Annotated in this window: 11 protein-coding genes; 9 read left to right on the top strand and 2 right to left on the bottom strand. The window is 43.9% G+C overall.

What is annotated here, in order from left to right:
- Together Xedl_RS05135 and rep are read left to right on the top strand one after the other, a co-directional pair.
- A partial coding sequence (locus Xedl_RS05135; RefSeq protein WP_143187384.1) for an IS630 family transposase occupies window positions 1-352 on the top strand: 352 nt, incomplete at its 5' end.
- Between the two features lie 198 nt (window positions 353-550).
- Window positions 551-2,578, top strand: coding sequence for a DNA helicase Rep (gene rep / locus Xedl_RS05130; RefSeq protein WP_074022759.1), 2,028 nt, complete (start codon window positions 551-553; stop codon window positions 2,576-2,578).
- A gap of 61 nt (window positions 2,579-2,639) precedes the next feature.
- Here rep and gppA read toward each other — a convergent pair whose 3' ends face one another.
- Window positions 2,640-4,148 carry a guanosine-5'-triphosphate,3'-diphosphate diphosphatase gene (gppA, locus tag Xedl_RS05125; RefSeq protein ID WP_074022758.1) on the bottom strand — a complete coding sequence of 503 codons (1,509 nt, stop codon included), beginning with the start codon at window positions 4,146-4,148 and terminating at the stop codon, window positions 2,640-2,642.
- 91 nt (window positions 4,149-4,239) lie between these two features.
- Window positions 4,240-5,523, bottom strand: coding sequence for an ATP-dependent RNA helicase RhlB (gene rhlB, locus Xedl_RS05120; protein WP_074022757.1), 1,284 nt, complete (start codon window positions 5,521-5,523; stop codon window positions 4,240-4,242).
- Window positions 5,524-5,642: 119 nt separating this feature from the next.
- Here rhlB and trxA point away from each other — a divergent pair, with 119 nt between their 5' ends.
- From trxA to rffG, 7 genes are all read left to right on the top strand, one after another.
- Window positions 5,643-5,969 (top strand): thioredoxin TrxA, encoded by a 327-nt coding sequence (gene trxA, locus Xedl_RS05115; RefSeq protein WP_074022756.1) that lies wholly within the window; start codon window positions 5,643-5,645, stop codon window positions 5,967-5,969.
- Window positions 5,970-6,747: 778 nt separating this feature from the next.
- Window positions 6,748-8,007 (top strand): transcription termination factor Rho, encoded by a 1,260-nt coding sequence (gene rho / locus Xedl_RS05105; protein ID WP_074020680.1) that lies wholly within the window; start codon window positions 6,748-6,750, stop codon window positions 8,005-8,007.
- Window positions 8,008-8,310: 303 nt separating this feature from the next.
- Window positions 8,311-9,399: a UDP-N-acetylglucosamine--undecaprenyl-phosphate N-acetylglucosaminephosphotransferase gene (wecA, locus tag Xedl_RS05100; protein ID WP_074022755.1), complete on the top strand. Its 1,089-nt coding sequence runs from the start codon at window positions 8,311-8,313 to the stop codon at window positions 9,397-9,399.
- A gap of 30 nt (window positions 9,400-9,429) precedes the next feature.
- Complete coding sequence (gene wzzE / locus Xedl_RS05095; RefSeq protein WP_074022754.1) at window positions 9,430-10,500, top strand: ECA polysaccharide chain length modulation protein; 1,071 nt, start codon at window positions 9,430-9,432, stop codon at window positions 10,498-10,500.
- Between the two features lie 81 nt (window positions 10,501-10,581).
- Window positions 10,582-11,712 carry a non-hydrolyzing UDP-N-acetylglucosamine 2-epimerase gene (wecB, locus tag Xedl_RS05090; RefSeq protein ID WP_074022753.1) on the top strand — a complete coding sequence of 377 codons (1,131 nt, stop codon included), beginning with the start codon at window positions 10,582-10,584 and terminating at the stop codon, window positions 11,710-11,712.
- A complete protein-coding gene (gene wecC / locus Xedl_RS05085) occupies window positions 11,709-12,971 on the top strand; it encodes a UDP-N-acetyl-D-mannosamine dehydrogenase (RefSeq protein ID WP_074022752.1) in 1,263 nt (420 codons plus the stop codon). The genes wecB and wecC overlap by 4 nt, the downstream gene beginning before the upstream one ends.
- Window positions 12,968-14,038, top strand: coding sequence for a dTDP-glucose 4,6-dehydratase (gene rffG / locus Xedl_RS05080; protein WP_074022751.1), 1,071 nt, complete (start codon window positions 12,968-12,970; stop codon window positions 14,036-14,038). Before wecC ends, rffG begins: the two co-directional genes overlap by 4 nt.
- The last annotated feature ends 5 nt before the right edge of the window (window positions 14,039-14,043 follow it).

Genomic DNA, 14,043 nt, shown 5'->3' with positions numbered 1-14,043 from the left:
TGGTATAAAGAAAAACTCTGATCTATTTATCAATATGTTAGATAAAATTAATCGTCAGTATCGCCAAGCCAAAAGTATCACGTTGATTTTGGATAATTATGGTATTCACAAAAGCCAGAAAGTCAGGGAATGGCTAAAACAAAATCCTAAATTTAACCTGTTATTTTTACCGGTCTATTCGCCATGGCTAAATAAGATTGAACGCTTGTGGCAGTCTTTGCATGAAACCGTCACACGGAATCATTGCTGTCAGTATATGTGGCAACTCTTAGTGTGCGTTGAAGAATTTATGACCGCCTTTTCATCAGGGCAACAACCGGGAGTGAGAAAAATGAGTGTATCGTTATTATGAAAGCTTATTTAAATAGATTCTATGTATTTCAATTACAATAGAATCAATATTGATATATTTGACCTAGGTAATTTAACTTATTAATAAAAAAATTATTTTGTAATTTATCACATAGGCTAATAATAAAATGAATGAATTTTAGTAAAGTGATATAAATAACAAATAGATCTTTTATCCTGATATAGCTTTCAAAACAGTATGCGATTAAATCCAAGTCAACAACAAGCGGTTGAATTTGTAACAGGGCCTTGTCTGGTTCTGGCGGGTGCGGGCTCCGGTAAGACCCGTGTGATTACCAATAAAATTGCCCACCTGATCCGCACCTGTGGTTATCAGGCTCGCCATATTGCAGCAGTTACTTTTACTAACAAAGCGGCACGTGAGATGAAAGAACGTGTTGCCCAAACTTTGGGACGTAAGGAGACACGGGGATTAATGATCTCGACTTTCCATACTTTAGGGTTGGAGATCGTTAAGCGTGAATATAAGGCGCTGGGAATGAAAAGTAACTTTTCATTATTTGATGATCAAGATCAGATGGCTTTGTTGAAAGATCTCACTGCGGATTTGCTGCAAGAAGACAAGGATTTGCTACAAAAACTGAGTGCTAGCATTTCTAACTGGAAAAATGACTTAATGTCACCAGAACAGGTGATGCGAATGGCACGTTCAGTGCAGGAACACCAGTTTGCTGAGTGTTACCGTCGCTATGACTTGCACCTGAATAGCTGTAATGTTCTCGATTTTGATGATCTGATTACCAAACCAACATTACTGTTAATGCACGATGAGGAAGTCAGGGAACGTTGGCGAAATAAAATTCGCTATTTGCTGGTGGATGAATATCAGGATACGAATACCAGTCAATATCAATTAGTGAAATTATTGGTGGGTAACCGCGCACGTTTTACCGTGGTTGGTGATGATGATCAATCCATTTATTCATGGCGTGGTGCCCGCCCACAGAATTTGATTTTATTGAAGGACGATTTTCCACAGTTGAATGTGATTAAGCTGGAACAGAATTACCGTTCATCAGGGCGGATATTGAAAGCAGCGAATATTCTGATAGCCAACAACCCTCATGTTTTTGAGAAAAAACTTTTTTCGGAATTGGGGTATGGTGATCCACTCAGGGTGATCGAAGCGAGCAATGAAGATCACGAAGCTGAGCGTGTAGTGGGGGAGTTGATCGCTCATCACTTTATCAATAAAACGGAATATAAAGATTACGCTATCTTATATCGCGGCAACCACCAATCCCGTATCTTCGAAAAAATGTTGATGCAAAATCGTATTCCTTACCGAATTTCCGGTGGAACATCATTCTTTTCTCGACCCGAAATTAAAGACCTGCTCTCTTACTTGCGTGTTTTGACCAATCCTGAAGATGACAGTGCGTTTCTACGTATCGTTAATACACCACGGCGAGAAATCGGTGCGGTGACGATCCAGAAATTGGGCGAATGGGCGAATCAGCGTAACAAGAGCTTATATCAAGCCAGTTTTGATTTTGGGCTGGAACAACATTTAACTGGACGTGGTTTGGCAGCATTGCAGCGCTTTACCCACTGGATGGATGAAATCGCTCGTCAGGTGGAGCGGGAGCCATTGCTGGCGGTGAGAGATTTACTGCGCGGTATAGATTATGAGAGCTGGTTATATGAAACCTCTCCCAGCCCAAAAGCGGCTGAAATGAGAATGAAGAACGTCAACCAACTTTTCACTTGGATGAGTGAAATGCTTGAGGGAGATGACTTGAATGAGCCAATGTCCCTTTCCCAGGTTGTGGCACGTTTTACGTTGCGGGATATGCTGGAGAGAGGTGAGGAAGATGAAGAGCTGGATCAAGTTCAGTTAATGACGCTACATGCTTCGAAGGGGTTGGAGTTTCCCTATGTTTTTTTGGTTGGTATGGAAGAAGGTTTGTTACCACATCAAAGCAGCATTGATGAAGACAACATCGAGGAAGAGCGTCGTTTAGCTTATGTGGGCATTACGCGTGCACGGAGAGAACTTTTTTTCACCTTCAGCAAAGAGCGTCGCCAGTTTGGTGAACTTATTCGTCCGGAACCGAGCCGATTCTTGCTTGAGTTGCCACAGGATGATTTGGATTGGCCACAAGGTAAGCGAGTGATAAGTGCAGAGGAAAGAATGAAACAGGGGCAATCGCGCCTTGCCGACATTAAATCTCGTCTGGGACTTGGGCAGAAAAATGGCAATTAAGTAGTACGATGATAGTTCCCCTGCATTTATGGATAATTGCAGGGGAAGTAAAGTAAACATGTCAGCCGAGACGAGAGTTGTTTTGCTCCTCAAGCAACAACGGCCATTGGACATAACTCTGCCATTTCATTTCTTGCTGTAATGCTTCAGTTCCGAGTGGGTGTTTTATCTGCCATTGATGGGGCAAGATGATAACAAGAGTTTCATTTTCTGCCTGTAATCGTAAGGCTGGCAAAGTGTCGTCTCGCTGACGGCTGGCGAAAATAATTGCCAGACGCAATAAGCGACATAACCGTTGTGCCTGTATTAATGGCACAGCATTTTGCTGACTGAGTGATGCTAAATCCACCAGCCCACTTTGATTTTTCAATAGCGTAGCCAACAGTCGTTTTTGGGCAGGAGTATAACCAGGCAGATCCAAGTGGCTTACCAAATAAGCGGAATGTGCGGGGCCATGACGGAAATCAATAAACAAGCCTATTTCATGGAGCAAACAAGCACCGACCAATAACTCGCGACAACGTTCGTCTAATTTCCATGATTTGGCAACTTGTTGGCAAAAATTTTCGGCTAATTGTTTGACACGTTGTGCCTGTTCAATATCCAGTTGAAAGCGATGCTGAATATTGCACAGGGTTCTTGCCCGAATATCCTGCTCAATCGGCAAATCCAGCATCCCGTAAACCAGGCCTTCACGTAGTGCACCGCCTGCAAGTACCATATTTTCAATATGTAATGCTTGAAAAATGGCGATTAAGATTGCCAATCCACTTGGAAAAACCAACGCCCGTTCCAGTGTCAGCCCATCGATTTCCAACTCTTCCAGCTTGCCGCATTCAATCGCCTGCTGTTTAAGCTGCTGGAGTTTGGGTAGGGTGATCAATTCATCCATACCTTGAGCAATCATAATTTCCTGCAAAGCTTGTACCGTGCCGGAAGCGCCTACGCAGATGTTCCAGTCTTGCTCAAGCAGTTTAGGGATAACAGGGCTGAGAATATCATGTGCAGCCGCTTCTGCGTTGGCAAAGTTTTCTGCTGTCAGGCGACGATCATTGAAATAACGTTCCAGCCAGGTAACACAGCCCATTGCAAGGCTGAAAAGCTGATTGGTTTTGGCTCCGACACCGGTTACCAATTCAGTACTGGCACCACCAATATCTACAACAAGTCGTTTTGCAGACCCGCCAGTCGTGTGAGCGACACCATGATAAATTAGCTGAGCTTCTTCTTCGCCGCTAATCACATGAACAGGATTGCCTAATATTTCTGCGGCCTTTCCGACAAATTCATTCGAATTTTCTGCCAACCTCAAGGTTGCGGTAGCAACAACGCGGATCTGGGAAACAGGAATATTTTGTAAATATTCGGAAAAGAGGCGCAAGCACTGCCATCCCCGTTCCATTGCCTGTTGTGATAAATGATTATTTTTATCTAATCCGGCAGCCAGCCTGACTTTACGTTTGATGCGAGTAACGACTTGAATGTTGCCGGATACTTCACGGACAACCAGCATATGAAAACTGTTTGAGCCTAAATCGATAGCCGCATAAAGCGAAGAAGCACTCAGCATAGTATTTATTCCGGCCTGTGTTGTTTCAGCATCGTGTTATTTCAACTTATGTTATTTCAATACCGATCGTACCTTCCAGCATTGCATCATTTTAGCTTGGGCGCTTACTGTTGCGTGTAGCATTGCCACGGCGTGGTATGTTGGTACGCCGTGGGTGTCCGCCTGAGCGAGTGCGATTACGGCGCTTAGGGACTGGCAGATCTTTTAGCAATGCATCACTGTTATATTTGCTAACAGGTATCTGGTGCTGAATGTATTCTTCAATGGCCGGTAAGTTCAGCGCATACTCTTCACATGCCAGGCTGATAGAATAGCCACTTTGTCCAGCACGACCTGTCCGGCCAATCCGGTGAACATAATCTTCACAGTCATCCGGTAGATCATAGTTAAATACATGTGTCACAGATGGGATATGCAGCCCACGCGCGGCAACATCTGTGGCAACCAGAATATCCAGATTACCCAGGCTAAATTCTTCAAGAATACGCAGGCGTTTTTTCTGTGCAACATCCCCAGTCAGCAAACCCACCCGATGACCATCAGCAGCCAGATGAGCCCAGATGTCTTCACAACGGTGTTTGGTATTGGCAAAAATGATGCAGCGATCAGGCCACTCTTCTTCCAACAGAGTCTGTAGCAGACGCATTTTTTCTTCGTTGGAAGGATAAAATAGCTCTTCCTTAATGCGATGCCCTGTTTTTTGCAGCGGTTCCACTTCCACATACTCAGGATTATTCATCTGCTCAAAAGCCAGTTCACGCACTCGATAGGAGAGAGTTGCGGAAAACAGCAAGTTCATTCTTTCTGTAGCCGCAGGGAGTCGGCGGAACAGCCAGCGAATATCTTTGATAAAACCCAAGTCATACATGCGATCTGCTTCATCAAGTACAACAACTTGAATGGCACCCAGATGGACGTGACCCTGTTTTGCGTAATCGATTAAACGCCCTGTTGTGCCAATGACGATATCGACGCCAGCTTCCAGAACCTTGAGCTGTTTATCATAGCCATCGCCGCCGTAGGCAAGACCCATTTTCAACCCAGTGACTTGTGCCAATTCTTCTGCGTCAGAGTATATTTGAACCGCCAATTCACGGGTAGGCGCCATAATCAGCGCTCTTGGCTGATTAGTTTTACGCTCTTTCTTCGCCGGATGAGTCAATAAATAGTTAAAAGTAGACGCTAAAAATGCCAGCGTCTTGCCCGTTCCGGTTTGTGCTTGCCCCGCAACATCTCGGCCTTCGACAGTTAAAGGCAATGTTAGCGCCTGTATCGGCGTGCAGTTGGAAAACCCTTTTTTTTCAAGGGATTCTAAGACCTTGGGGTGCAATGCGAAGTCGGAAAACTTCTTTTCTGTCAAATGTGTTTTGCTCATAGTATGGTAGAATATCAGTTAACTATTGCTTTAAGAAAGTGTATCCGCTGAAATAAAGACACCCTTATATTGATTAATGTACACAGACACTGTAAAAGATTTTACTTTTGGAGCAAAAAATGAGTGCGAATATTATCTCTCTGACTGATGCTGGTTTTGGAAACGATGTCCTGAAGGCTCAAGGTCCTGTTCTTGTTGAATTTTGGGCTGAGTGGTGCGGTCCTTGCAAAATGATAGCCCCTATTTTGGATGAAATTGCCACAGAATACGAAGGAAAACTGACAGTTGGCAAGCTGAACATTGATGATAACCCAGCAACAGCACCAGAATACGGTATTCGTGGTATTCCAACTATGATTCTGTTTAAAGACGGTGAAAAGATTGCAGTAAAAGTGGGCGCTTTGTCAAAAACTCAACTGAAAGAGTTTTTGGAACCACACCTCTAATTTAGAATCAGGTCACAGTAATTACGGACGTTTGGCGTATGAGATGATTTATCTCATTGACCGCTAGACGTCCGCTACGAAGCATGGTAAGTTAGCAGCCATGTCCTTGTTGCTTGTATGAAGCATCGCTTGAGTGAATTCTTTATTCGATATAAAGGCTTATTGGATATAAAGAGTTGACATTAAGCATATTACATACTAAACAATTTGTAGTGTCTGATAAATCTGTTATCTCTGGGTCACCTGAAGTATCTGATGACATATCGCATTTGGTAAAATTTCTGAGTCTATATACGATTAATCCAGTATATAGCTTAGTACACTCATAGCGTCCTAATGCTAAATATCTTTAAGCAGTGTTTTTATCTATCCTAGGCATTTTTATGTCGAGCCTTCCCCTTCTTGTGCTAGGTGTAAGGTATAGAATTTGCTACAGTGCTTAGGTTAAAAAAACGTTTATGCTGAAAGATGTGTGTATGTTGAAATGGTGTCCATTGCTAAACTTTGATAGTGTTCACATTATAAAATTGTATCTATATTATAGATAGTTATAACATATGGCACATAGATAGTTAGAAATAGTTAGAAGATAGTTTTGACAGTTTGTCAGCCTTATTTTGAAATCAATTTGAGTACTTCAAACTATTACCTTGTAATATAATTTAATGTGTTAGAAGGTGTTATTCGTTTCTGGTACAAATAAACAGGCATCGATAATGCTGCCATACCATTCACGTTCATAGTTCGAGATATACCCCGAGTTAAAGAACCCACCATTATGAATCTTACCGAATTAAAGAATACGCCGGTATCTGAGTTGATTACTCTCGGCGAAAATATGGGGCTGGAAAACCTGGCCCGTATGCGTAAGCAGGACATCATTTTCTCTATTCTCAAACAGCATGCGAAAAGCGGAGAGGATATTTTCGGAGATGGTGTGCTGGAGATATTGCAGGATGGATTTGGTTTCCTCCGCTCCGCAGACAGTTCTTACCTTGCAGGTCCTGATGATATCTACGTTTCTCCTAGTCAAATCCGCCGCTTTAACCTCCGTACCGGTGACACCATTTCAGGGAAAATCCGCCCACCAAAAGAAGGTGAACGCTATTTTGCCCTGTTGAAAGTTAATGAAGTTAACTTTGACAAACCTGAAAACGCTCGCAGTAAAATCCTGTTTGAAAACCTGACACCACTTCATGCCAACAACCGTTTGCGTATGGAGCGTGGTAATGGCTCGACTGAAGATTTGACAGCCCGTGTTCTGGATCTGGCAGCGCCGATTGGCCGTGGTCAACGTGGCTTGATTGTTGCGCCACCAAAAGCAGGTAAAACCATGCTGCTGCAAAACATTGCAGCTAACATTGCCCATAACTATCCAGATTGCGTTTTGATGGTTTTGCTGATTGATGAGCGCCCAGAAGAAGTCACCGAGATGCAGCGTCTGGTAAAAGGCGAAGTGATTGCTTCAACCTTTGATGAACCGGCTTCCCGTCATGTTCAAGTGGCTGAAATGGTGATCGAAAAAGCCAAGCGTCTGGTTGAACATAAGAAAGACGTTATTATCCTGTTGGATTCCATTACCCGTCTGGCACGTGCATATAACACTGTAGTTCCTGCTTCCGGTAAGGTTTTGACTGGTGGTGTGGATGCGAATGCCCTGCATCGTCCAAAACGTTTCTTTGGTGCTGCCCGTAACGTAGAAGAAGGTGGCAGCCTGACCATCATTGCGACTGCGCTGGTTGATACTGGCTCCAAGATGGATGAGGTTATTTACGAAGAATTTAAAGGTACAGGTAACATGGAATTGCACCTGTCCCGTAAGATTGCCGAAAAACGTGTTTTCCCAGCCATTGATTACAACCGTTCGGGAACGCGTAAAGAAGAGTTGCTCACCGCACAAGATGAGCTCCAGAAAATGTGGATCTTACGTAAGATCATTCATCCGATGGGTGAAATCGATGCGATGGAATTCCTTATCAACAAACTGGCTATGACAAAAACAAACGAAGAGTTCTTCGACTTTATGAAACGCTCATAGTTTAGTTTTGCGATAAAAAAGATCTTCCTGTAATAATTTAAACGCCACATTTTGTGGCGTTTTTTTATGATTGTACACTATTACAGTGTTTTTCTTGAATGGCATATATTTTGCATGTCTTATTTATGTGGTCTGGCGAGTATATGCCAAGTAAATTTCTTACAAGCATTCAGTAATTGATCACGAGCTACGGCCAGCGTTATCCATGCGTTGATTTTCTGTGCATGGTAACACTTCTTATTTTGTGAATACCAATTTATAGATAATGGATGGCCCATCGTTATCTTGCAGAGAGTTGTTATTGTGAATATTTCTAGGATGAGTGCCGAAATTTTTTACATATTTGTATTTTCATTCGCGTTCTTGTTTATGGCGCGTAAGGTCGCAAAAAAAATAGGGTTGGTTGATAAGCCGAATTACCGTAAATACCACCAAGGATTAATTCCTTTAGTCGGTGGTATATCATTGTTTTTTAGTGTTTGTTTTGCATTTACAATCACAAAAGAGTTTATCCCACACAAATGGTCATATTTGGCTTGTGCAGGAGTATTGGTTTTTGTCGGTGTGTTGGATGATCGCTTTGATGTCAGTGTGAAAATTAGGGCAGTTATCCAGGCTTTGGTTGGCATTAGCATGATGTTCTTTGCTGGTCTTAAACTTGAGAGCTTAGGAAATTCCTTTGGTCATTGGGAAATGGTTCTGGGGCCATTCAGCTATATTGTGACTTTATTCGCTGTCTGGGCGGCCATTAACGCTTTCAATATGATGGATGGTATTGATGGTTTATTGGGGGGACTGTCTTGTGTTTCTTTTGGTGCGTTGGGGATTTTGTTGTACGAAAGTGGCAATACGGCATTGGCGTTTTGGTGTTTTGCGTTTATAGCGGGGATCTTGCCTTATATCCTCCTTAATCTTGGCATATTAGGAAAACGTTTCAAGGTATTTATGGGGGATGCGGGAAGTACCTTGATCGGCTTTACCATTATTTGGTTATTGACTGAAGCGACACAAGGTGAAAATGCGTCTATTAATCCTGTGACAGCATTATGGATCATAGCGATCCCTCTGATGGATATGGTTGCTATTATGTACCGTAGATTGCGTAAGGGGATGAGTCCGTTTTCTCCGGATCGCCAGCATATTCATCATTTGATTATGCGAGCTGGATTTACCTCTCGGCAGGCATTTATTTTGATTACTCTGGCTGCGGCCCTATTGGCATCAATTGGCATTATTGGAGAGCGGTTAAGTTTTGTTCCTGAGTGGGTGATGTTGGCATTATTTTTGCTTGCATTTATGTTGTATGGCTATTGCATCAAAAGAGCGTGGAAGGTCGCCCGTTTTATCAAGCGGTGTAAGCGCCGTATGCGTCGGGCATCAAGCCATCATTAAAAAAATCGACAATCAAAGGGGTTTTGTGCAGTGATAAACTCAGAAACGAAATCTAAACAGGATCAACCTGCTATAGAGCATGAACTGGATATTCGGACGTTGTGTTATGCTTTGTGGCATGGAAAGATATGGATTATCGCACTGGTAATAATTTTCGCTGCCGCCGCTCTGGGTGCATCTTATTTGATGCAGCAAAAATGGAGCACAACCGCTATTGTGGACTTACCGACAACGAATAATTTGGGTAGCTACTATTCGCAAAAACAATTCTTGCGTAATTTGGATACCCATATCAATGCTTCGCCAGAAGCACAATTGCCGACCATCCCAGACGGCGCATACAAAGAATTTATGACACAGGTTTCTGCTTATGATACTCGTCGTGAATTTTGGCTTCACTCTGAATACTACAAACAACGTAAGGAAGGGCATGCCAAAGCGGATGCGGTATTGTTGGATCAATTAGTCAACGATATTAAAATCACGCGTAGTGATGATAGAACATCATCAAATGACAATATCAAATTGACAGCAGAAACCGCCGTTGATGCTAATCAACTTCTGCGTCAATATATTACATTTGCCAACCAACGGGCGAGTTCTCACCTGAACAACGAAATTAAAGGGGCATGGGCGACACGTACCCAGTCAATGAAAGCGTTGGTGAAACGTCAAGAGATGGTGGCAAAGGCAATATATAATCGTGAATTGAATGTCTTGCAGCAATCACTGAAAGTGGCTGAGAAACAAGGTATTCACCGTAGTCAGACAAACATCCCTATCGAAGAACTGCCTGAATCTAAAATGTTTATGCTGGGTACATCATTACTGCAAGCCCAAATTGAAACTTTAGAAGCCACAGGTGCTAACTACAGCATCGATTATGATCAAAATATCGCGATGCTGGCTACATTGAATGTCGGTCCGACTCTGCAGGACTCTTTCCTGACTTACCGTTATCTCAGAACACCGGAGGAACCTGTTAACCGGGACAGCCCTCGCCGTGTTTTTATGATGATTTTATGGGGAGCCGTAGGCATGTTGGTTGGTGCAGGTGTCGCTTTAGTGAGGCGTCCTCGCTCCGAGAGTTCATATAAATAACAATATGTAAATATAAACGATAGGCTTTTGATCTCCATTCTTGGAAGTATCTGCAATGATTGACAAAATAAGAGAGTCACTGTGAAAGTGTTGACTGTGTTTGGTACTAGGCCGGAGGCCATTAAAATGGCTCCGTTGGTACATGCGTTGGCTATGGATACGGCTTTTGAAGCAAAAGTGTGTGTCACAGCTCAGCATAGGGAAATGCTAGATCAGGTATTGCACCTGTTTGGGATAACACCGGATTTTGATCTTAATATCATGCAAAAAGGGCAGGATCTGACAGATATTACCTGCCGTATCTTGCAAGGTATAAAGCCTGTATTGGAAGAATTCAAACCAGATGTGGTATTGGTGCATGGTGATACGACAACAACCATGGCAACGAGTCTGGCTGCGTTTTATCAGCATATTCCGGTAGGCCATGTTGAAGCTGGTTTAAGAACAGGGGATCTTTATTCGCCGTGGCCGGAAGAAGCCAACCGTAAGATTGCCGGACACCTGGCTATGTACCATTTTGCACCGACGGAAAATTCCCGAAATAACCTCTTAAAAGAATCCATTGCGGAAAATCGTATTTTTGTTACAGGCAATACGGTGATTGATGCCCTGCTATCAGTGCGTGATCGCATTATGAATGATGAAGCCATGTATGGGCAGTTTGCTGAACTTTATCCTTTCCTTAACCTAAATAAAAAAATGATCTTGGTGACAGGCCACCGCCGTGAAAATTTTGGCAAAGGGTTTGAGCGCATTTGTGAAGCATTAGCACAAATTGCCAAGGCGCATCCTGATGTTCTGGTGATTTATCCGGTTCATTTGAACCCGAATGTCAGTGAGCCAGTTAAGCGCATTTTGCATGATATTGAGAACGTTATCCTTATCAAACCACAGGATTATCTGCCATTCGTCTATTTGATGAATCATGCCTATTTAATCTTGACCGATTCAGGGGGAATTCAGGAAGAAGCGCCTTCTCTGGGAAAACCAGTTCTGGTTATGCGCGATACTACTGAGCGACCTGAAGCGGTTGATGCGGGGACAGTACGGCTGGTGGGGACAGAAACACAAACTATCGTCGCGGAAGTTACGCGTCTATTGACGGATGTTAACGCCTACCAACAAATGAGCCATGCCCATAACCCTTATGGTGATGGTCGGGCTTGCCAGCGCATTCTTGAAGCATTGAGAAAAAATCGGGTGACATTATGAGTTTTGCAACAATTTCTGTTATCGGCCTGGGTTATATCGGTTTACCCACCGCAGCGGCCTTCGCCTCCTGTCAAAAGCAGGTTATTGGCGTGGATGTTAATCAACATGCGGTAGAAACGATTAACCGTGGTTTGATTCATATCGTTGAACCTGATTTAGATAAGGTAGTAAAAGTTGCGGTAGAAGGTGGCTTTTTGAAAGCGGTGACTGTTCCGCAAACTGCGGATGCTTTCTTGATTGCTGTTCCGACGCCTTTCAAAGGGGAACATGAACCTGATATGGCCTATGTGCGTTCTGCGGCAGAATCAATAGCACCTGTCCTGAAAAAAGGCGATTTGGTTATTTTGGAATCCACGTCTCCTGTTGGTGCGACAGAGCAGATGGCAGCATGGTTGGCCGCAGTCCGTCCTGACCTCTCATTCCCTCAACACGCGGGTGAAAACTCAGATATCGACATTGCCTATTGTCCTGAGCGTGTTTTGCCGGGGCAAGTTATGGTGGAATTGATCAAAAATGATCGGGTTGTAGGAGGCATGACAGCTAAATCCTCTCGTAGGGCAAGCGAGTTGTACAACATTTTCCTTGAAGGTAAATGTGTTATCACCAATGCCAGAACTGCGGAAATGTGTAAGCTGACAGAGAACAGTTTCCGTGATGTTAATATCGCTTTTGCCAACGAACTTTCCTTGATCTGTGCCGAACAGGGGATCAATGTGTGGGAACTGATTAGCCTGGCAAACCGCCATCCCCGTGTAAATATTTTGCAACCTGGCCCTGGTGTTGGGGGGCACTGCATCGCCGTTGACCCGTGGTTCATCGTATCTCAGAACCCTGAGCAATCCCGTTTAATTCATACTGCGCGTTTGGTCAATGATGGCAAGCCGCTGTGGGTCGTGGATCAAGTGAAAGCCGCAGTTGCTGACTGTTTGGCTGAGAGTGGTAAACGCGCCAATGAGATTAAAATTGCCTGTTTTGGCCTGGCCTTCAAACCGAACATTGATGATTTGCGGGAAAGCCCTGCCGTTTATATTACAAAAATGGTTGCACAATGGCATGCCGGGCAAACCATCGCAGTTGAACCCAATGTGCATGAATTGCCTGATTCACTGAAAGATTTGGTGACGTTGATGGATGTCAACCCGGCATTAGAAGAGGCTGACGTGGTATTGATGCTGGTGGATCATAGCCAGTTTAAAGCCATTAACGGTTCTGCAATAAAACAAAAATGGATTGTTGATACAAAAGGAGTTTGGCGTTGAAACGTATTCTTATTACAGGTGGTGCAGGTTTTATCGGTTCTGCGGTTGTTCGCCACATTATTAATCAGACTGAAGATAGCGTCGTTATCGTTGATAGCCTGACTTATGCCGGTAATCTTGAATCACTGGCTTCGGTTGCTAACCATCCCCGCTATGCGTTTGAGCAGGTTGATATCCGCCAGCGTGATGCCTTAGATCGCGTATTCCAACAATATCAACCTGATGCTGTCATGCATTTGGCCGCAGAAAGTCATGTTGACCGCTCCATTGACGGGCCAGCCGCTTTTATCGAAACCAATATCATCGGCACTTATACTTTGCTGGAAGCGGCTCGTGCATTTTGGCAACAGTTGGATCAGGAAAAACAGAGCCAATTCCGTTTCCACCATATTTCAACAGACGAAGTGTATGGTGATTTGCATGGTGAAGATGGCTTCTTTACTGAAACCACCCCTTACGCGCCGAGCAGTCCTTATTCCGCATCAAAAGCGTCCAGTGATCATCTGGTCAGGGCATGGCGTCGCACTTATGGCTTACCGACCGTGATCACCAATTGTTCGAATAACTATGGTCCTTATCATTTCCCTGAGAAACTGATCCCCTTGATGATCCTGAACGCGCTGGTTGGTAAACCTTTGCCGGTTTATGGCAAGGGAGAGCAAATTCGTGACTGGCTCTATGTAGAAGATCATGCGCGGGCGTTGTATCTGGTGGTAACCCAGGCGAAGCCAGGAAAAACCTATAATATCGGTGGACATAATGAGCGTCGAAATATCGAAGTTGTGGCAACGATTTGTGAATTGCTGGAGGAGCTGCGCCCCGAAAAACCGGCTGGGGTAGAGCATTATCGTGATCTTATTACCCATGTCACGGATCGCCCAGGGCATGATATGCGTTATGCGATTGATGCGGCGAAAATTGAGCGTGAACTAGGTTGGATACCCCAGGAAACGTTCGAATCCGGCATTCGCAAGACTGTGCAATGGTATCTGGAAAATGAGAATTGGTGGAGAAGAGTTCAGGATGGCTCTTATACAGGGGAACGACTTGGGTTAGGAAATGAATAAGCCCA

The sequence above is a fragment of the Xenorhabdus eapokensis genome (assembly GCF_001908105.1).
Note: the sequence above shows the minus strand (reverse complement) of the source record. Positions and strands in the feature narration are given on the sequence as shown.